Here is a 17903-nt window from a genome sequence, read left to right on the forward strand (position 1 = left end):
CGCGGGGCCGGACCCCGGACACCGATCCCCGCCCTGCCCGGAACCACACCCGCAGGAGGTGCCCGTGACCACGGCACTGACCACCTCGCCCGACGCCGCCGGCGCGGGCCGACCGGACGGCGACACCGCCGTCCGGATCTCGCACGTGCACAAGACCTTCGGCCGCCCCGGCACCGCCGCGCCGGTGCTGGAGGACATCAACCTCACCGTCGCACCCGGCGAGTTCGTCACCCTGCTCGGCGCCTCCGGCTGCGGCAAGTCCACCCTGCTCAACCTGGTCGCGGGCCTGGACCAGCCGACCTCCGGCACCATCGAGGTGCCCGGCGGCCGGCCCGCCCTGATGTTCCAGGACCACGCGCTGTTCCCCTGGCTCACCGCCGGGCGGAACATCGAACTCGCCCTGCGGCTGGCCGGCGTCCCCAAGGCCGAGCGCCGCCCCGAGGCCGAGCGCCTGCTGGAACTGGTCCGCCTCGGCGGCTCCTACAAGAAGCGCGTCCACGAGCTCTCCGGCGGCATGCGCCAGCGCGTCGCCCTGGCCCGCTCGCTCGCCCAGGGCTCCCAGGTGCTGCTGATGGACGAGCCGTTCGCCGCGCTCGACGCCATCACCCGCGACGTGCTGCACGACGAGATCACCCGGATCTGGGCCGAGAAGCAGCTCGCCGTCCTGTTCGTCACCCACAACGTCCGCGAGGCGGTCCGCCTCGCCCAGCGCGTCGTGCTGCTCTCCTCCCGCCCGGGCCGGGTCGCCAAGGAGTGGCGCATCGACCTGCCGCAGCCGCGCCGGATCGAGTCGGCCGGGGTCGCGGATCTGTCCATCGAGATCACCGAAGAACTGCGTGGGGAGATCCGCCGCCATGTCCAGCACTGACACCGCCGCCGTCCCCCTGGTCAAGGACGAGCCCGCCGACAGCGCCAGCGTCGAGGCCGGACTCGACGCCCTGGAGACCGTCCAGGCGCAGCGCACCCCGCTCTCGGTGGTGCTGCGCCGGAAGGTCCTGCCGCCGGTCCTCGGCGTGGTGCTGGTCCTGGTCGTCTGGCAGCTCGCCTACAGCCTGGAACTCACCACCCCCGACAAGCTCCCCAGCCCCGCCGACGTCTGGGACTCGCTCACCGAGCTCTGGTACGGCGGCACGCTGCTCTCGATCATCTGGACCAGCGTGTGGCGCGGCCTGTCCGGCTTCGCCCTGTCCGTCGTGATCGGCACCCCAATCGGCCTGGTCGTCGCCCGGATCAAGCCGGTGCGCGCCGCGCTCGGCCCGGTGCTCTCCGGCCTGCAGTCGCTGCCCTCGGTGGCCTGGGTGCCGGCCGGCATCATCTGGCTCGGCATCACCAACTCCGCGATGTACGCCGTCATCCTGCTCGGCGCCGTCCCGTCCATCGCCAACGGCCTGATCAGCGGCATCGACCAGGTCCCGCCGATCTACCTGCGGGCCGGGCAGACCCTCGGCGCGACCGGCCTGCGCGGCGCCCGCCACATCCTGCTCCCCGCCGCGCTGCCCGGCTACCTGGCCGGCCTCAAGCAGGGCTGGGCGTTCTCCTGGCGCTCGCTGATGGCCGCCGAACTCATCGCCTCCTCCCCCGACCTGGGCCTGGGCCTGGGCCGCTACCTGGAGAACCAGCGCGAGTTCTCCAACATGTCCGGCGTGCTGCTCGGCATCCTGCTGATCCTGTTCGTCGGCGTCGCCATCGACCTGCTCTTCTTCTCCCCCCTCGAACGCCGCGTCCTGCGCAGCCGCGGCCTGCTCGTCAACTCCCGCTGATCCCATGACCGCGCGCACCACCGCCACCACCACCCCCGCGTCCCGCCAGGGGCGCGGGGAGCTGCGCGCGGCGGCGGGGCACCTCCCGCAGCCGGGCGACCGCGCGCGCCCGCCCCCGCGCCCGCCGAGTGCGCCGTCCCGCCGAGTGCGCCCGTCCCGCCGCCCCTCCTGCTCGCGCACGGCTCCCGCGATCCGCGCCACGCCGCGACCGTCGAGGCCCTCGCCGACGCCGTCCGCGCCCTGGCCCCGCAGCTGCCCGTCACCACCGCGTACCTGGACCACTGCGCCCCCCGCATCGCCCAGGTCGCCCCGCGCCTGACCGACGCGATCGCCGTCCCGCTGCTGCTGAACCGGGCCTTCCACGCCAAGCACGACATCCCGGCCGCCCTGCGCGCCGCCGGCTCGTCGATCCCGGTCGCGGACGTCCTCGGGCCCTCCCCGCTGCTGCTGGACGCCCTGGACCGCCGCCTCGCCGAGACCGGCCTGGACGTCGCCGACCCGGCCGTCCGGGCCCGCACCGGCGTCGTGCTGGCCGCCGCCGGCTCCTCCGACCCGGCCGCCAACGCCACCACCCGCGCCGTGGCCGCCGAGTGGTGCCGCACCCGCGGCTGGGCCGCCGTCACCACCGCCCACGCCTCCGCGGCCCCGCCCACCGTCGCCGACGCCCTCACCACCCTGCGCGCCGCCCCGGCCGTCCGCACCACCGCCGTCGCCCCCTACCTCCTCGCCCCCGGCCTCCTCCCCGACCGGATCGCCACCGCCGCCACCACCCACCACGCCGACCACCTCGCCCCGGTCCTCGGCGCCGCCCCCGAGCTGGCCCGCCTCGTCCTGGCCCGCCACGCCGAGGCCGCGTCCGCGTCCGTGTCTGCCGCGAACTCCCCCGCCGCCCGCACCGCCTGACGCCGCACCACCGCCGGGTCAGTCCTGTTCGAGGACCCCGACCAGGAACTCCGCGAAGGACTCTGCGCACCGGTACGCGGGCTCCCCGTCCTCACTGATCTCGTAGACGCCGGAACCCGCCGGGCCGATGAAGTAGAAGATGTACCCCTGGTGCGACAGGAACACCACGCAGCCGTCGAAGGACTCCGGTGACCCCGCCTCCTCACACGTCTCCCGGGCCCGCTCCTTGATCCCCAACAACCCCGGGAATTCGTACTCCTCCCCCACCAGCGCGGCCATCCCCCGCCCCCGGCCACCTCCAGGAACTCCCGGTAATCGGCCGGCAGCGACACCCCCTGGTCCGCCTCGATCCGCGCGATCTCGTCGGCCGACAGGCCGCGCGCACCGTCCAGCGCCCCGGGAAAACCCCTCACGACGTCCGACATCGTCACCATCTGTCCACACCTCTCGTGAAATCCGCGGACGTGGCCGCCCCTTCGCCGCGAGGAAACCGGAGCGGTCACTCGTCGGCGGGTCCCGGCATCACCTGTCGGCCACGGGGGCCGAAAGAGCCCGGAGGACGGTCGCGGCGAGGCTGCGGCTGTCGGTCTCGGCCGCCATGGCGGCCAGCAGGTCGACGGGCCGGACGTCGGCGGAGCCGTCACCAACGGCGTGGGCGGCACGTCTGACGGATTCCCCGGCCAGGAGGCTGAAGGGCGGCAGTTCGCCGTCCGGGACGGGGAGCCGCCAGGGCTTCCCGTCCGTCACCCCGACCGCCCAGCGTTCCACTACCGCGTCACGCACCTGTTCTGCGGTGACGTTCCGCTCGGCCAATGCCCGAACGACCGGCTCGTCGGTGGCCGCGAGGACGGCCAGCAGCAGGTGCCCGGTGTCGGTCTGGGTGTGCTCGCGGTGACGGGCGTCCTCCCGTGCGAGGTCGATGACTGTCCGTCGGGATGCGCCGGGGGTCGATGACATGGCAGCAGGCTAGCCGTTGGTGCCGGTCGACGGGGAGGAAGATTTCTTCCGGCCGGGACGTAAGAATCGCGGAGCTGTCGGACACATACCGGGTGAAGGCCGAATAGAGGGGGCAGGGTGAGCGTGGCTGAGGAGTTCAGCGCGCTGTACGACACGCACTACACGGCGGTGCTGCGGTACGTCCGCCGTCGCGTGGGTGCCGACAGCGCGGACGATCTGGCGGCCGAGGTGTTCGTCGTCGTGTGGCGACGCTGGGCGGACGTGCCGACCGAGCCGCTTCCCTGGGTGTACGGGGTCGCGCGGAACGTCGTGGCGAACCACCTGCGCGGTCGGGACCGTGCCGGACGGCTGGCCGCGCGGTGGGAGGCCGAGCCGCTGCCTCCGGTGCCCGATGTCGCCGAGGAGGTGGCGGGACGCGACCGCGTCCGGGCGGCGTGGGCCCGCCTGGGCGACCGGGATCGGGAGGTGCTGGCCCTGATCGGCTGGGAGGACCTCAGCGTCCGGCAGGCCGCCAGATCGCTCCGCTGCAGTACGGCGACGTTCTCGGTGCGCCTGCTGCGGGCACGCCGGCGCCTTCGCTCGGCGCTCGCCGAACCCGTGCCGTCCGATGCCGGTTCCGTGAAGTCGACCGTCCTGGAGGTGAGTCGTGCGAGCGGCTGACAGTGTGAAGGCCCTGATGGTCGGCAGCGACCCTGCCGCCGACCTGGTGGACGACCCCGTCCGCCGCCGGCAGGACCTGGCCCGGATCCTGGCCGAACCACAGGATGCCGCGGCACCGCGGGCCCGGGCAGGGGTGCGCCGCCGGCGGTTCCTGGTCCCGCTCGGCGGTCTCGCCGTAGCCGCCTCGGCCGCCCTGGTCCTCACCCTCCTCCTGCCCACCGGCCCGAGCGGGACCGCCTACGCCGCGACCCCGCCCCCGCTGAGCTACCGGAGCGCTTCGACGGACGTTCCCGCCCCGCGACTCCTCGCGGACATCGCGCAGCGCATCGACACACTCGTCGAACCGGACGGGCCGGACGCGGTGCTGGAGTGGCGCGACTGGAGCCTGTTCACCCGGGTCGACGGGCGGACGGTGTCGTCGAAGGTGGTGGCGGAGGACCACAGGGCCGTTTTCCACACGGACGGCTCCGGCACCCGGACCCACGGCATCGACGGCGGAAGCCCAACGACCGAGCCCTACCAGCGGGGCCTGTACCGCGATCCCGTGCCCGCGGATCCGACACTCCTGCGGGCGGCTCTGCGCGAGGCCACTCCTGCGGTCGACACCGCCTCGGGCCTCGACCAGGCGGTCGGCGGAGTGCTCCGCACCCAGGCGCTGGGACCGGCCCAGCGTGCCGCCGTGCTCGAGTTGATCGCCGACCTGCCGGGCCTGCGCTACGACGGTTCCGTCACGGACCGCGCGGGGCGGCAGGGCGAGGCGTTCTCCGCTGACGGCGACGGCAGCGGTCTGCCGACTCGGTACACCTTCATCGTCGAGGCCACGTCGGGTCGGGTCCTGGGCCAGGAGGAGACACTGACCACACGGGCGGGCTCGTTGAACGTACCGGTGCCGTCGGTGATCGGTTACACCGTCTACCTCTCCTCCGGCCGACAGTGAGTCGTGCGGTCCCTCCCCGTCCTTCCGGGAAAGGACCGCACTGCTTGCCTCAGCAGGCGAAGAAACGGTCCGCTCGGTCGTTCAGGGACGGCCCGACGTTGGCCACCATGGTGCGGTAGTCCTCGTCCCAGAGGTTGACCCAGTTGCCGTTGCCGAGGTCGTCCTGCACACCGATGATCCGGTTGCTGGTGGTGTTGACCCAGCCGGTGGCCTGGTCCCGGAAGCCGAAGTCCCCGAAGTTGATCGCGGCCGAGCAGTGCGGGTCCTGCCACTGGAGACGGCGACCGCCGAAGTTCTCGTGCTCGTAGAAGCAGTACCAGTCCCCACCGAGCAGGCTGCTCGGGCAGCCGTGCCAGTCCACGCTGGCCAGCGCGGCTGCGCCCTCGGCCGGCTCGGCGTCCGCCGAGAGGCCCTTCACGGCCGCGTCGCTGCTGGTGGGTGCGGTGCGCTCGCCGGGCAGCGGAAAGGTCATGATGACGGTGCCGTTGTCGTAGGACACCTCGTTGGCACTGACCTGCGTTCCGCCACGGGTGGTGGCGAGTTGCTGATCGACCAGTGCCTGCAGGCTCGCCGCCTGCTTGGCCGAGAGCGCCTTCACGCTCGGCCGAGTGTCGGTGACCTTGGCCGCCGGCGCGGCCTCCGCCGAAGACATGGTCGCGACGCCCCCGCCGATCACCACCGCAACCGCCGTCAGAATGCTTGCCAATTTACGCATGCAGAATCATCCCCTCCATTTGACGGTCGGCCGCCACTTGCACGGATGGCGCAAGACCCCGCCTCATCTCACAAGACGGCCCCGACTTCGCCCCACTCGCAAGCAACGACCCTGTGCGAACCAACCTATGCCATCAACGGCCCACGGGGCGGCCATTTTCCGGACTGACTGAAATCCGGCGAATGAAAATGCGCCACAGCTCTCATTTTCTACACTCTGCAATTTTCGCGACTCCAAGGGGGATTATGTATATATTTGTCAATGGGATACATTTTGGGGATATGTTCAATTTTGGGCACCCTGATGAACGCGGCCGAAGGAGTCGAGATCTGACCGACGCGACCGTCAAGACTCGTCGGGCGGTCACGCAGCTCTCATTGAAAGACGACCAACAGGCGAGGTCACAGGGAGAGGCAAGACCGCACAGACCGGGACGGGCCCACCACGACCGCCTTGATCGGGCGACGGTCCACCGAACCCGAGAATTACTCCGCAATGGCGCAGCACCTGGCATACATCGGCAAAATCAGTACACCGTGGCCGATCGGAGCGAATTCCTCCGCATCGGCATCTTGCCGCCGGCACCAGCACGGGACGTCCGGTCGCCCCATAGAGGAGCTCGCACCGCCTCACGCTGAAGAAACCTCCCACCGGTGATTCAGGAAGCACCACGCCTCGGCTCTTCCTCTCACCAGGGGGCGGTTTCCGATCGGGGGAAGGCAGACCGGGGCGAACCATCCCGCACCTTCGAAAAGAGCAACCCTGTGTGCTACCGGTGGGCGCACGTGACGAATTCACCATGGGAATCGAAGCAGTTTTAACTCCCCGGGGCGGCGTCGAGCATCGGGGCGGACCCCCTGTCAGGTGCGGCCTGCCACCGGTTGCAGAGCAGAACGGAGGCAGAGTGCCGTCCGGTACGACGCGGTAGGCGAACCGGGGCAAGGTGCCAGTGACGCACGCGGGGCCGTCGAGCACATGGGTGACGCCGGCAACGAGGCGCGGGCCACCGCCACCGGCCACCGAGGCCGAGTCGACGCAGAAGATCGGTCACCCGGGACGCAGATCGCACGCCAATCAGGCGGCCACCGCGCCGTCTCCGGCCACCAGCCGATGGGCCGTCAACTCCCGTCAGCGGAAGCCGAGTCGTCGAGCCGCCCGCGCACCCAAGGGTCCGTCGCGCGGTCCGCCGCCGCGCGGCGGGCCGTGCGGAAGTGCTGGGCCAGGTCGGGGTGGGGGGTGTCCGCCCAGCGCCAGGCGGTGAGGGCGCAGACCTGGCGGAGCGGGTCGCCGGTCTCCAGGGCGGTGAGGAGTTCCTGCTGGAGGCGGCGGCTGCCGCCGGCGACGGCCAGGGCCTGGGCCAGCCAGCGCGGGGAGGAGGGGTCGTCGTCGGTGAGGAGCGCGTCCAGGACCGCCGGGTAGTGGGTGCGGGTCGCGGCGCGGTCCTCGGTCAGGTGGCGGTAGGCGGCCTGCCGCTTGTGGCCGATGCGGTGGTGCTGGGCGTAGCCGGGGGCGCGTGCGGCCAGGGCCTCGACCCGGGGGTCCGGTGCGGTCGGGGCCTCGATGCCGAGCGCCGCCAGCAGCGCGTCCAGGGCCGCCTCCTGGGCGTCCAGCCGTGCGCCCTGTTCCACCCGGACCACCATCCCTCTCCCTCCCCCGCCGACAGATACTTGCAGGCGCGGGAATTTGCACATCTCGACTAAGCTTGTCCGGAACGGGCCCGCGACGGGCCTGCGGCAGGACCACCGACGAAGGGAGCACGGGCCATGACCCGACCGGACCCCGGACTGGCGCACGGCTGGTGCGCCCTGACCGCCCTGCACGGCCGGATCGAGGCCCACGTCGAACGCGCCCTCCAGGCCGAACACGAGCTCAGCGTCCGGGAGTTCTCCGTCCTGGACGTGCTCTCCGAGCAGCACGACGGCGACGGCGGCCACTTCCGGATGAACCAGCTGGCCGACGCGGTCGTGCTGAGCCAGAGCGCCACCACCCGCCTGGTCACCCGGCTGGAGGACCGCGGCCTGCTGTCGCGCTACCTCTGCCCCACCGACCGGCGCGGCATCTACACCAACGTCACCCCGGACGGCCTCGCCCTGCTCGAACGGGCCCGGCCGACCAACGACCGCGCCCTCGCCGAGGCACTCGACAGCGCCGAGCAGCGCCCCGAACTCGCCCCGTTGGTCACGGCCGTCCGCCGCCTCCCCCGGCCGGAGAAGTCGCAGGGCTGAACGGGCGGCACCCCGTTCCCGGTGCGGGCGGCGCGCGGCCGCCCGCAGCACGGGAGCCTGCGCGGACTAGTCCGTCTTGCGGCGCTGGCGCCCCGTCCCGTAGTTGGAGCCGCTCTTCGCCCCGGAGCCCGGCTTCGCCCGCCCGGACGCCTTGCCGATGAAGCCGGCCGCCATCTGCGGGGAACCCGCGCCGGGGCGCTGCTTGGGGCGGGGGCGGCGCGGGTTGCCGCTCATGTCGACGTCCTTGGGCAGGCCGGCGTCGGCCCGCTTCGCCGGACGGCGACGCGCCTCGCCGTCCACCGGCTTCGCCGCGCCGCGCCCGCGGCCCCGGCCTCGTCCGGCACCCTCCGCACCCGCGCCCGCACCGGCGGCCGACGGCTGCGGCGCCAGGGCGGCGGCGACCGCGGCGGGCACCGGCAGGGTGACGGCCACGCCGGACGGGGTGCGGGCGCCGGTGATGCGCTTGAGCTCGCCGTCCTCGGGGCGGACCTTGGTGACGGTCGGGCGGATGCCGGCGATGGTCAGCAGCCGGTTGACCTCGCGGCGCTGCTCGGGCAGCACCAGGGTGACCACGGTGCCGGACTCGCCGGCCCGGGCGGTGCGGCCGCCGCGGTGCAGGTAGTCCTTGTGGTCGATCGGCGGGTCGACGTTGACGACCAGGTCGAGGCCGTCGATGTGGATGCCGCGGGCGGCGACGTTGGTGGCGATCAGCGCGGTGACCTCGCCCTCGCGGAACTGGTCGAGCACCCGGTTGCGCTGCGGCTGCGACTTGCCGCCGTGCAGCGCGGCGGCCACCACGCCGTGGGCGCGCAGCTGCTTGGCGAGGCGGTCGGCGCCGTGCTTGGTGTGCACGAACATGATCACCCGGCCGTCGCGGGCGGCGATCCGGGCGGTGGTCTCGGCCTTGTCGGCGGGGTCGAGCTGGAGCAGGTGGTGGTCCATGGTGGTGACCGCCCCGGCCGACGGGTCCACCGAATGGGTGACCGGGTCGGTGAGGAAGCGGTTGACCAGGCGGTCCACGTTGCGGTCCAGGGTGGCGGAGAACAGCATCCGCTGCCCGCCCTCGGCGACCTGCTCCAGCAGCTTGACGACCTGCGGCAGGAAGCCCATGTCGGCCATCTGGTCGGCCTCGTCGAGGACGGTGATCGCCACGTCGTCCAGGAACACGTCGCCGCGCTGGATCAGGTCGTCCAGCCGGCCGGGGGTGGCCACCAGCACCTCGGTGCCGCGCCGGACCTGGTTGGACTGCCGGGTGATCGACATGCCGCCGACCACGGTGGTGATCCGCAGGTTCAGCACCCCGGCGTACGGGGCGAGCGCCTCGGTGACCTGCTGGGCCAGCTCGCGGGTGGGCACCAGCACCAGGGCCAGCGGACGCCGCGCGGAGGCCCGCTTGCCCGCGGTGCGCACCAGCAGCGGCAGGCCGAAGGCGAGCGTCTTGCCGGAGCCGGTGCGGCCCCGGCCGAGCACGTCGCGCCCGGCCAGCGCGTCCGGCAGGGTGGCGGCCTGGATCGGGAAGGGCTCGGTGACGCCCTGCGCGCCCAGCTCCTTCAGCAGCCCGGCGGACAGCTCCAGCTCGGCGAAGCTCGCCGCCGGCGGCCGGGACGGGGTGCCCTGCACGGGCGTGAAGTCCTCGGCGGGCGCCGCCGCGGGGGCCGCACCGCGCCGCGCCCGGCGCGGCTGCTCACCGCGCGGCGCGCCACCGCGGCCGACCTCGGTGCGGGGGGCGCCGGTACGGGCGGCACCGGTGCGCGGCTGCCCGCCGCGGGTGCGCGGCCGGTCGGCGCGGGCCTGCTCGTCGCGGGGCTGCTCACCGCGGGTCTGGCCGGTACGGGACTGCTGGCCGCGGGACTGCCCGGTACGGGACTGGTCGGTACGCGGACGGGACTGCTCGGGCATGGGTGTTCCCACTCTCTGGGGGCCGCCAGCCGGATGCGCGGGAGGGACCCGCTGGGCTGGGAAACGGTTCGGCCGCCGGATGAGGGGAAGAGGGGCCGCCCCGGCCGTCGGGCGGCATGGACGAGGGCCCGTACCCTGTGGAGGTACGGGCCCTCGCCTGCAACATCTAGGAGTCGGCGTGAGCCGGGACTCAGATGGCGCGGATGTTCTCCGCCTGCGGGCCCTTCTGGCCCTGGGTGACGTCGAACTCGACCTTCTGGCCCTCGACGAGCTCACGGAAGCCGGTCGACTGGATGTTCGAGTAGTGAGCGAACACGTCGGCGCCGCCGCCGTCCTGCTCGATGAAGCCGTAGCCCTTTTCGCTGTTGAACCACTTCACGGTGCCGGTAGCCATAACCGTCTCCACTTTCACTGGGGCATTGGGACACACACCTCGTGCGCCCCACGTAGCCGCGATCCCCATCCGGAGACTAAACACCGGACAAAACAAATGCGCCTGGCGGTTGGAACCAGCAGGCGCACACACACGTTCATGGGAACCAATACTGCAACTGCTTCGACAATAGCACGTCGGTCCTCGTCAACGGTGGCAATGGTTGCGCTGGTCACACCGTGTTTCGCGACCGCGCGCAGGGGGCATGCGGTCCGTTCGGGCCGCATGCCCCCTTCTCCCACCGGGTCAGCGCCGGGTCAGCGCCGGGTCAGCGCCGGGTCAGCGCCGGGCCAGCGCCGGGCCAGCGCCGGGTCAGCCCGGGATCAGCGCCGGCCGGCCGCCTCCGGCTCGCGCTCGCCGACCGCCTCGGGGCCGTGGTCGGGCATCGCGCCGTGACCGGGCCACCAGGCCCGCTTGCCCAGCAGGGCGGTGATCGCCGGGGTGAAGAACATCGCCATCACGAAGGCCGCCAGCACGATGCCGATGGCCAGCGCGAAGCCCAGCTCGGCGAAGAGCACGTTGCCCGCCAGCATGAAGGTCGCGAAGGACGCCGCCAGGATGAACCCGGCCGCGGCGACGGTCGGACCGGCGTGTCGGACCGCCTCCTTGGCCGCCTCGCGCGGGCTGCGGCCCTCGCGGGCCTCCTCCCGCAGGCGGGCGATGATCAGGATGTTGTAGTCGGTGCCGATCGCCACCACGAACAGGTAGATGAAGATCGGCAGCATGAACATCAGACCGGGCTCGGTGCCGATCTTGAGGAAGGCCACCGTGGTGGCGCCCAGGGTGGCCGCGAAGCCGAGGCCGACCGAGGCCATCAGGTACCAGGGCGCGACCACGCTGCGCAGCTGGAGGCCCAGGATCAGCAGGATCAGCAGACCCGCCACCGGGAAGACCAGCTTGTAGTCGTGGGCCATCGCCAGGTTGATGTCCTTGTACACCGACGAGGTGCCACCGATCAGCGCCTCGCTGCCCCCGGGAGCGGCGGCGTGGGCGGTGGAGCGCAGCTCGGTGACCGCGTCGATCGCCGCGTTGCTGGCCGCGGAGTCCTTGAGCGTCACGGTGAAGTCGGCGGTGGTGCCGTCCTCGCTGACCTTGTGCTCGCCCGCGACGCCCGCGACGCCGGGCACCTGGCCGAGCTTGGCGCCGAAGCCGTCCAGCGCGGCGGCGTCCAGCTTGCCGCCGGCCTCGCCGGTGGTCAGGAAGACGTGCGTCGGGTCGGCGGCGCCGGCCGAGAAGCCCTTGCTGAGCGAGTCCATGACGACCATGGACTCCTTGTCCTTCGGCATCATGCTCTTCGCCATGTCGAAGGTGCCCTGGTAGCCGAGGCCGGCCAGCGAGAGGATCACCAGCAGGCCGCCGGAGACCACCGCGACCAGGCCGGGGCGGCGGCCGACGGTCCGGCCGAGCTTGTGGAAGCGGGCGCCCTCGGGCTCCTGCATCCACTTGCGGCCGGGCCAGAAGGTGGCCTTGGCCGGGATGACCGCGAGCAGCGCCGGGGTCAGGGTGAGCGAGGCCAGCGCGGTGACGATCACCGAGATGGCCAGCGCCGGGCCGAGCGCGGTGAACATGCCCAGCTCGGACAGGATGAGCACGGCGAAGGCGACGGTGACCGCGCCCGCCGCCGAGGCGATCGCCTCGCCGACCCGGCCGACGCCGTTGGCCACGGCCGACTTGCGGTCGTCGCCGGCCCGCAGCCGCTCGCGGTAGCGGAACATCAGGAACAGGAAGTAGTCGGTGCCGACGCCCAGGATCACCACGATCTGGATGGCCGAGGCGATCGGCGAGCTCTTCAGGTCGAACAGCTTGGTGACGAAGGCGATCAGGCCGCTGGCCGCGATCATCGGGAACAGCGAGAGCAGCACCGGCAGCCAGCCGACCAGGACGCCGCGGAAGATCACGCCGACGATGACCACGATCAGCACCACGGTGGCGACCATGGTGATCGCGTCGGTGGCGCTGGAGGACTCCTTCTGGTCCAGGGCCATCGCGGCCTGGCCGCCGACCTGGTACTTCAGCGAGGTGCCCTCGGCGAGCTTCCTGCCGTCGTCGCGGAGCTTCTTCGCGGCGTCGCCGTACTCGTCGGTCTGCATCTTCGTCTTGTCGATGGAGACCATCGACATCGCGTAGTGCCCGTCCTTGGACGTGCTCTGCGGGGACGGCGGGATGACCTGCTCGACCAGCGGGATGTGCTCGTCCGTCAGCCCCTGCACGACCTTGGCCATGTCGGCCTTGTCGGCGTCGGTCAGGGCGCCGCCGTCGGTGCGCTCGAACAGCAGGATCGCGCCCGGGGAGAACTCGGCCGGGAACTTCTGCTCCTGGAGCACCGAGGCCCGGATCGACTCGTAGTGCTTCGGCAGGAACTCCGACTCGTCGGTCGAAGCACTCATCTTCGGTGCGAAGGCCGCCAAGCCGATGGAGGCGATCACCCAGGCGATGATCACCCACCAGGCCCGCTTGACGACGAAATGTCCAAGTCGGTGGAACATGCTCGAAATGCCTCCTGGGCATGGTTCACCGCCGCCGGGGGGACGGGGCCGGGCAACGGCTCTGACCGGCGCGCGGGCCCCTGCGGGGATCTAGCCGGTCGGCAGGTAAGGACTGGTGAGCATCCTACGGGACCGTACTTGCCGCCCGGCAAGTGGGTAACGCGGCTGCCCCCGGGAGCGGCCACGGGACCGGCCCCGCACCATCGTCACCCGGCCGCGGCCCCTCCCACCTCGTGCTCCGGGTGGAGATCGCTCCCCCTCAGGGTGGACGTCGCACCGTCCCCGAGGAGGAGACCCCGACCCCCGGGGTGGGGTTAGCCCCCCACTCCTCCCTGGGGGCAGGTTCAGGGAAAAGACGGGGCCTGGCCGGATGGTCCGTCAAAGTCCGCCTCCCTAGCGTGTGTGGTGCCGCGGAGCAGTGCCGCGGCCCACTGGCCGGGGCGGTCCCGACCGCTCGAAACCCTGGGGGGACCCGCAGTGAAGCAAGGAATCGCCGCCACGATGGGCGCCTGGAGCGCCCGCCACCGGAAGACCGCGGTCTTCGGCTGGCTGCTGTTCGTCGTCCTGGTCTCCTACCTGGGCGGGGCGCACGGCTCCGACAAGGTCACCGCCGCCGAGTCGCTGCCGGGCCAGGTCGCCCGGGCCGCGAAGATCCTGGACGAGGCGGGCGTCGAGTCCCCGGCCGGCGAGACCGTGCTGGTGCAGAACGCCGCCCTGACGGCCGACGACCCGGCCTTCCGGGCCGCCGTCGAGCAGGTCGCCGCCGCCGTCCGCGGCACCGGCCGCACCTCCGGGGAGCTCAGCCCGTACGACACCGGCGCGGTCTCCGCGGACGGCCACTCCGCCCTGCTGCGCTTCACGGTCGACGGGGCGGACGACGAGGCCGCGGTGGCCAACGTGCCCGCGGTGGTGGACGCGGTGGCCGGCGTGCAGCGGCGGCACGCCGACTTCGTGATCGAGGAGTACGGCCAGGCCAGCTCCGGCAAGTGGTTCGCCGACCGGTTCCGCGACGACTTCGCCCGCGCCGAGTGGACGGCCGTGCCGCTCGCCCTGGGCATCCTGCTGATCGCCTTCGGGGCCGTGGTCGCCGCCGTCCTGCCGGTGGTGCTGGCGATCACCGCCTTCGTCGCCGCCGGCGGCCTGGTCGCCCTCTGCTCCGGGCTGCTGCACACCAGCGACGACGCCGGCTCGGTGATGCTGCTGGTCGGCCTGGCCGTCGGCGTCGACTACTGCCTGTTCTACCTGCGCCGGGAGCGCGAGGAGCGGGCCGCCGGCCGCGACCACGCCACCGCGCTGCGGATCGCCGCCGCCACCAGCGGCCGCGCCGTCCTGGTCTCCGGCGTCACCGTGGTGGTCGCCATGGCCGGCATGTTCCTCACCGGCGTCGCCGACTTCCGGGCGATGTCCTTCGCCACCATCGTGGTCGTGGTCACCGCCGTGCTCGGCTCGCTGACGGTGCTGCCCGCGCTGCTCTCGATGCTCGGAGACCGGGTCGAGAAGGGCCGCCTGCCCTTCCTGCGCCGCCCGCGGCACGACGCCCGGGGCGGCAGCCGGTTCTGGGGCGCGGTGCTCACCCCCGTCCTGCGCCGCCCGCTGGCCGCCGCCGTCCTCGCCACCGGCCTGCTGCTGGCGGTCGCCGCCCCGCTGCTGACCATGCGCACCGCGAACCTCACCTTCCAGCAGCAGCTCCCGAAGGGCAACGCCCTGGTCGCCACCGCGCAGCGGATCGAGGCCGCCTTCCCCGGCAGCCCCGCCCCCGCCACCGTGGTGGTCAGGGCCCGCGACATCACCTCCCCCGAGATGACCCGGGCGCTGGCCGACCTGCAGTCCCGGGCGCTGGCCACCGGCCGGATGCACGGCCCCACCGAGCTCACCGTGCACGCCGGGCAGAACGTCGCGACCGTCGACATCCCGCTCTACGGCAGCGGCAACGACGCCGTCTCGGCCGCCGCCCTCAGGGCGCTGCGCGAGGAGGTCGTCCCGGCCACCGTCGGGAAGGTGCCCGGCACCGAGGCCCCGGTCACCGGCGAGACCGCCGGGTCGGTCGACTTCAACCGGCAGATGTCCGACTCGATGCTGCCGGTGCTCGGCTTCGTGGTCGCCTTCGCCTTCCTGCTGATGCTGCTCTCCTTCCGCTCGCTGTCCGTCGCCGTCACCGCCGTCCTGCTCAACCTGCTCTCCGTCGGCGCGGCCTACGGCGTGCTGTCCCTGGTCTTCCAGCACGGCGTCGGCGCCGCCCTGATCGGCACCGCGGGCGTCGGGGCGGTCGAGAGCTGGGTCCCGCTGTTCCTGTTCGTGATCCTCTTCGGCCTCTCGATGGACTACCACGTCTTCGTGGTCTCCCGGATCAAGGAGGCCCACGACCGCGGCCTGAGCACCCGGGACGCCGTCGCCCACGGCATCCGCTCCACCGCCGGCGTGGTCACCAGCGCCGCGGTCATCATGGTCGGCGTCTTCGCGGTCTTCGGGACGCTCTCCGTGCAGTCCATGAAGCAGATGGGCGTCGGCCTCGCCGTCGCCGTCCTGATCGACGCCACGGTCATCCGGGCCGTGCTGCTCCCCGCCGTGATGACCCTGCTCGACGAACGGAACTGGTACCTCCCCCGCTGGCTGCACTGGCTCCCCCGGATCGAGGCCGAGACCCCGGCCGCCGACCCGGCCACCGACCCTGCCACCGACCCGGCCGCCGACCCGGGCGCCCCGGCAGGGGCCCCGGCAGGCACCCCGCAGGGCGGCCGGCCCGAGCTGCTGGGCGCCGGCCCCCACCGGTAGCTCGGCCCCACGGCCCCCGGCGGCGCGCCGCCGGGGGCCGGTGCCGGGCCCGGAGGTTCCCCGACAATGGACGGGTGATCTTCGACGAACCGAGGGCGCTGGCCCTCCTGCAGGAAGCATCCGCCCCGGCCGGGATCGACCCGGCCGGGGCCGCGCTGCTCGCGCTCGGGCAGAACGCCGTCTTCGAGCTGCCCGCCGAGGGCCTGGTGGCCAAGGTCGGGCGGACGCCGGGCGCGGCCGGCGCGGCCCGCGCGGAGCGCGAACTGGCGCTGGCCACCTGGCTGGACGGCGCCGGGGTGCCGGTGGTGCGCCCGGCCGAGGGCGGGGTGCGGGTGGTGCGGGAGCACCCGGTGACGTGGTGGCACCGGCTGGCGCCCGCGGTCCGCCCGGCCCGGCCGGCGGACCTGGCACCGCTGCTGACGGCGCTGCACGCGCTGCCGCGGGCCCCCGTCCCGCTCGGGCGGCGCGACCTGCTGGCGCCGGTGGACAGTTGGCTGGCCGCCGCCGCGGGCCACGTCGACCCGGCCGACGCGGAGTTCCTGCGGGCCCGGAAAGAGAGCTTTGTCACCGCGATCGCCGAGCTGGTCCCGGTCCTGCCGCCGGGCCCGATCCACGGCGACGCGCTGCCGCGCAACGTGCACGTCACCCCGGACGGCCCGGTGCTGCTCGACCTGGAGTACATGGCCGCGGACTTCCGCGAGCACGACCTGGTGGTGCTGGCGCTCAGTCAGGACCGCTACGGCGTCCCGGCCGAGGAGGTCGCGGCGTTCAACTCGGCCTACGGGTGGGACGTCCGGGAGTGGCCCGGGTTCGCGGTGCTGCGCGGGGCGCGGGAGACCGCGAGCGCCGCGTGGGTGGCCCAGCAGGCGGCCGGGAACCCGGCCGCCGGGGCCGAGTTCCGTCGCCGGGTGGACTCGCTGCGTGACGGAGCGACGGCAGTACGCTGGTTCGCGTTCTGACCGCTTCCGTCCGGTGCCCGCCCCGTGGTGCGGCGCACCTCCGGACGGAACCACCCCGCTCGTGCCTGGCGTCGTACCGGACGCCCCGCCCCCAGGCGGCCGGTACGACGTCAGGAGTCGCCCCGTGGTGAAGTCCCGCATACCCGCCCCCCGTCGTCCCCTGCTGCTCGGCGCCTGCGCGCTGCTCGGCACGTCCGCCCTGCTGGTGGCGTGCGGTGCGCCGGGCACCCCCTCCGCGGCGGGGGACGCCGCGCACCGCTCGGCCCCACCGAGCGCGAGCACGGGCACGACCGGTACGGCGGACGGGACTTCCTCGGTGGCGGCGCGGCCCACCCCGGGCGAGGACCGGGAGACGGGCGCCGCCCCCGGCCGCACCCCGGCGCCGCCCGCGCCGGGCAGCAGCACCGCCCCGGCCTCGCCGTACGCGTCCCCGTCCCCGTCCCCGTCCGCGCCCGGGTCCACCGCGCCGTCCGCGAGCCCGAGCGCCTCGCGGCCCGCCACCACCCCCACCCAGCCGCCCGCGCCCGCCTCCCACGTGCTGCGGCACACCGCCTCGGGCGGGCGGACGGTGGCGCTGACCTTCGACGACGGTCCGGGCCCGGCCACCGGGCAGGTGCTGGACCTGCTGGCGCAGTACGGCGCGAAGGCGACGTTCTGCGAGATCGGCGGCAACGCGCAGGCCCGCCCGGCGGCGGTGCGGCGGATCGTGGCCGAGGGCCACCGGCTGTGCGACCACACCGTGGACCACCCGCAGCCGATGCACACCCAGTCGCACGAGCGGCAGGTCGCGGAGATCGCCGACGCCAGGTCGATGATCGAGCACGCGGCGGGCGACGGCACGCCGATCGCCTGGTGGCGCGCCCCGGGCGGCGACTTCACCGCGGAGAACGAGCGGATCGGCGCCGACCTGGGCATGAAGTCGCTGGGCTGGTCGGTCGACCCGCGCGACTGGTCGCGGCCGGGCGTGCAGGCGATCGTCGCCAACGTGCAGCACAACCTGCGCCCGGGCGGGGTGGTGCTGATGCACGACGGCGGCGGCGACCGCAGCCAGACGGTGGCGGCGCTCAAGCAGCTGCTGCCGTGGCTGGTCGCGCAGGGCTACGCCTTCGACTTCCCGCAGTCCTGACGGGCCGTCGGCGCCACCGGCGGGAGGCCCCTGGCGGGAGGCCGCCGGCGAACCCACCGACCGGCGGCCGG

16 protein-coding genes and 1 pseudogene are annotated in these 17903 nt (G+C 73.4%); 9 read left to right on the top strand and 8 right to left on the bottom strand.

What is annotated here, in order from left to right; translation table 11 throughout:
• Positions 1-64 precede the first annotated feature (64 nt).
• The 3 genes from QMQ26_RS09295 to QMQ26_RS09305 all read left to right on the top strand — a co-directional run bounded on the left by QMQ26_RS09295 (position 65) and on the right by QMQ26_RS09305 (position 2663).
• Positions 65-868 carry an ABC transporter ATP-binding protein gene (locus tag QMQ26_RS09295; RefSeq protein WP_100835688.1) on the top strand — a complete coding sequence of 268 codons (804 nt, stop codon included), beginning with the start codon at positions 65-67 and terminating at the stop codon, positions 866-868.
• Positions 855-1760: an ABC transporter permease gene (locus QMQ26_RS09300; protein WP_282205390.1), complete on the top strand. Its 906-nt coding sequence runs from the start codon at positions 855-857 to the stop codon at positions 1758-1760. The genes QMQ26_RS09295 and QMQ26_RS09300 overlap by 14 nt, the downstream gene beginning before the upstream one ends.
• A gap of 168 nt (positions 1761-1928) precedes the next feature.
• Positions 1929-2663, top strand: a complete 735-nt coding sequence (locus QMQ26_RS09305; protein WP_282206476.1) for a sirohydrochlorin chelatase — start codon at positions 1929-1931, stop codon at positions 2661-2663.
• A gap of 18 nt (positions 2664-2681) precedes the next feature.
• Here the strand turns inward: QMQ26_RS09305 and QMQ26_RS09310 are convergent, their stop codons facing one another.
• The 3 genes and pseudogenes from QMQ26_RS09310 to QMQ26_RS09315 all read right to left on the bottom strand — a co-directional run bounded on the left by QMQ26_RS09310 (position 2682) and on the right by QMQ26_RS09315 (position 3620).
• The gene (locus QMQ26_RS09310; RefSeq protein WP_282205391.1) at positions 2682-2942 is read right to left on the bottom strand and encodes a hypothetical protein; all 261 of its coding nucleotides are present in this window, start codon (positions 2940-2942) and stop codon (positions 2682-2684) included.
• A 41-nt stretch (positions 2943-2983) separates the two neighbouring features.
• Positions 2984-3097: pseudogene (locus QMQ26_RS38245) on the bottom strand (hypothetical protein); the annotation flags it as partial.
• Between the two features lie 88 nt (positions 3098-3185).
• Positions 3186-3620, bottom strand: a complete 435-nt coding sequence (locus tag QMQ26_RS09315; RefSeq protein WP_282205392.1) for a Clp protease N-terminal domain-containing protein — start codon at positions 3618-3620, stop codon at positions 3186-3188.
• Between the two features lie 123 nt (positions 3621-3743).
• On the opposite strand from QMQ26_RS09315, the gene QMQ26_RS09320 reads away from it, so the two are divergent.
• Both QMQ26_RS09320 and QMQ26_RS09325 read left to right on the top strand, forming a co-directional pair.
• The gene (locus QMQ26_RS09320; RefSeq protein ID WP_282205393.1) at positions 3744-4280 is read left to right on the top strand and encodes an RNA polymerase sigma factor; all 537 of its coding nucleotides are present in this window, start codon (positions 3744-3746) and stop codon (positions 4278-4280) included.
• Complete coding sequence (locus QMQ26_RS09325) at positions 4267-5217, top strand: hypothetical protein (RefSeq protein WP_282205394.1); 951 nt, start codon at positions 4267-4269, stop codon at positions 5215-5217. The genes QMQ26_RS09320 and QMQ26_RS09325 overlap by 14 nt, the downstream gene beginning before the upstream one ends.
• A 49-nt stretch (positions 5218-5266) precedes the next feature.
• On the opposite strand, the gene QMQ26_RS09330 is transcribed toward QMQ26_RS09325, so the two are convergent.
• Positions 5267-5869 carry a hypothetical protein gene (locus QMQ26_RS09330; RefSeq protein WP_282205395.1) on the bottom strand — a complete coding sequence of 201 codons (603 nt, stop codon included), beginning with the start codon at positions 5867-5869 and terminating at the stop codon, positions 5267-5269.
• Between the two features lie 1181 nt (positions 5870-7050).
• The gene (locus QMQ26_RS09335; protein ID WP_282205396.1) at positions 7051-7560 is read right to left on the bottom strand and encodes a hypothetical protein; all 510 of its coding nucleotides are present in this window, start codon (positions 7558-7560) and stop codon (positions 7051-7053) included.
• Positions 7561-7695: 135 nt separating this feature from the next.
• Here QMQ26_RS09335 and QMQ26_RS09340 point away from each other — a divergent pair, with 135 nt between their 5' ends.
• Positions 7696-8157: a MarR family winged helix-turn-helix transcriptional regulator gene (locus tag QMQ26_RS09340; protein ID WP_282205397.1), complete on the top strand. Its 462-nt coding sequence runs from the start codon at positions 7696-7698 to the stop codon at positions 8155-8157.
• Positions 8158-8223: 66 nt separating this feature from the next.
• Here QMQ26_RS09340 and QMQ26_RS09345 read toward each other — a convergent pair whose 3' ends face one another.
• The 3 genes from QMQ26_RS09345 to QMQ26_RS09355 form a co-directional block, all read right to left on the bottom strand.
• Complete coding sequence (locus QMQ26_RS09345) at positions 8224-10056, bottom strand: DEAD/DEAH box helicase (protein ID WP_282205398.1); 1833 nt, start codon at positions 10054-10056, stop codon at positions 8224-8226.
• Between the two features lie 190 nt (positions 10057-10246).
• Positions 10247-10450: a cold-shock protein gene (locus tag QMQ26_RS09350; protein WP_030460121.1), complete on the bottom strand. Its 204-nt coding sequence runs from the start codon at positions 10448-10450 to the stop codon at positions 10247-10249.
• 362 nt (positions 10451-10812) lie between these two features.
• Positions 10813-12975, bottom strand: coding sequence for an MMPL family transporter (locus tag QMQ26_RS09355; RefSeq protein WP_282205399.1), 2163 nt, complete (start codon positions 12973-12975; stop codon positions 10813-10815).
• 501 nt (positions 12976-13476) lie between these two features.
• Here QMQ26_RS09355 and QMQ26_RS09360 point away from each other — a divergent pair.
• The 3 genes from QMQ26_RS09360 to QMQ26_RS09370 all read left to right on the top strand — a co-directional run bounded on the left by QMQ26_RS09360 (position 13477) and on the right by QMQ26_RS09370 (position 17832).
• Positions 13477-15747 (top strand): MMPL family transporter, encoded by a 2271-nt coding sequence (locus QMQ26_RS09360; protein ID WP_282206477.1) that lies wholly within the window; start codon positions 13477-13479, stop codon positions 15745-15747.
• Positions 15748-15821: 74 nt separating this feature from the next.
• Positions 15822-16706: a phosphotransferase gene (locus QMQ26_RS09365; protein WP_404814100.1), complete on the top strand. Its 885-nt coding sequence runs from the start codon at positions 15822-15824 to the stop codon at positions 16704-16706.
• A 124-nt stretch (positions 16707-16830) separates the two neighbouring features.
• Complete coding sequence (locus tag QMQ26_RS09370; RefSeq protein WP_282205400.1) at positions 16831-17832, top strand: polysaccharide deacetylase family protein; 1002 nt, start codon at positions 16831-16833, stop codon at positions 17830-17832.
• Positions 17833-17903: the final 71 nt, after the last annotated feature.

The organism is Kitasatospora fiedleri, assembly GCF_948472415.1.
Lineage (GTDB): Bacteria > Actinomycetota > Actinomycetes > Streptomycetales > Streptomycetaceae > Kitasatospora > Kitasatospora fiedleri.

Bases quoted from the DNA above. Each gene is read 5' to 3' on its own strand.
- QMQ26_RS09360 (WP_282206477.1), top strand. From the start codon at position 13,477: ATGGGCGCCTGGAGCGCCCGCCACCGGAAGACCGCGGTCTTCGGCTGG.
- QMQ26_RS09355 (WP_282205399.1), bottom strand. From the start codon at position 12,975: ATGTTCCACCGACTTGGACATTTCGTCGTCAAGCGGGCCTGGTGGGTG.
- QMQ26_RS09315 (WP_282205392.1), bottom strand. From the start codon at position 3,620: ATGTCATCGACCCCCGGCGCATCCCGACGGACAGTCATCGACCTCGCA.
- QMQ26_RS09310 (WP_282205391.1), bottom strand. From the start codon at position 2,942: ATGGCCGCGCTGGTGGGGGAGGAGTACGAATTCCCGGGGTTGTTGGGG.
- QMQ26_RS09330 (WP_282205395.1), bottom strand. From the start codon at position 5,869: ATGTCTTCGGCGGAGGCCGCGCCGGCGGCCAAGGTCACCGACACTCGG.
- QMQ26_RS09300 (WP_282205390.1), top strand. From the start codon at position 855: ATGTCCAGCACTGACACCGCCGCCGTCCCCCTGGTCAAGGACGAGCCC.
- QMQ26_RS09345 (WP_282205398.1), bottom strand. From the start codon at position 10,056: ATGCCCGAGCAGTCCCGTCCGCGTACCGACCAGTCCCGTACCGGGCAG.
- QMQ26_RS09350 (WP_030460121.1), bottom strand. From the start codon at position 10,450: ATGGCTACCGGCACCGTGAAGTGGTTCAACAGCGAAAAGGGCTACGGC.
- QMQ26_RS09340 (WP_282205397.1), top strand. From the start codon at position 7,696: ATGACCCGACCGGACCCCGGACTGGCGCACGGCTGGTGCGCCCTGACC.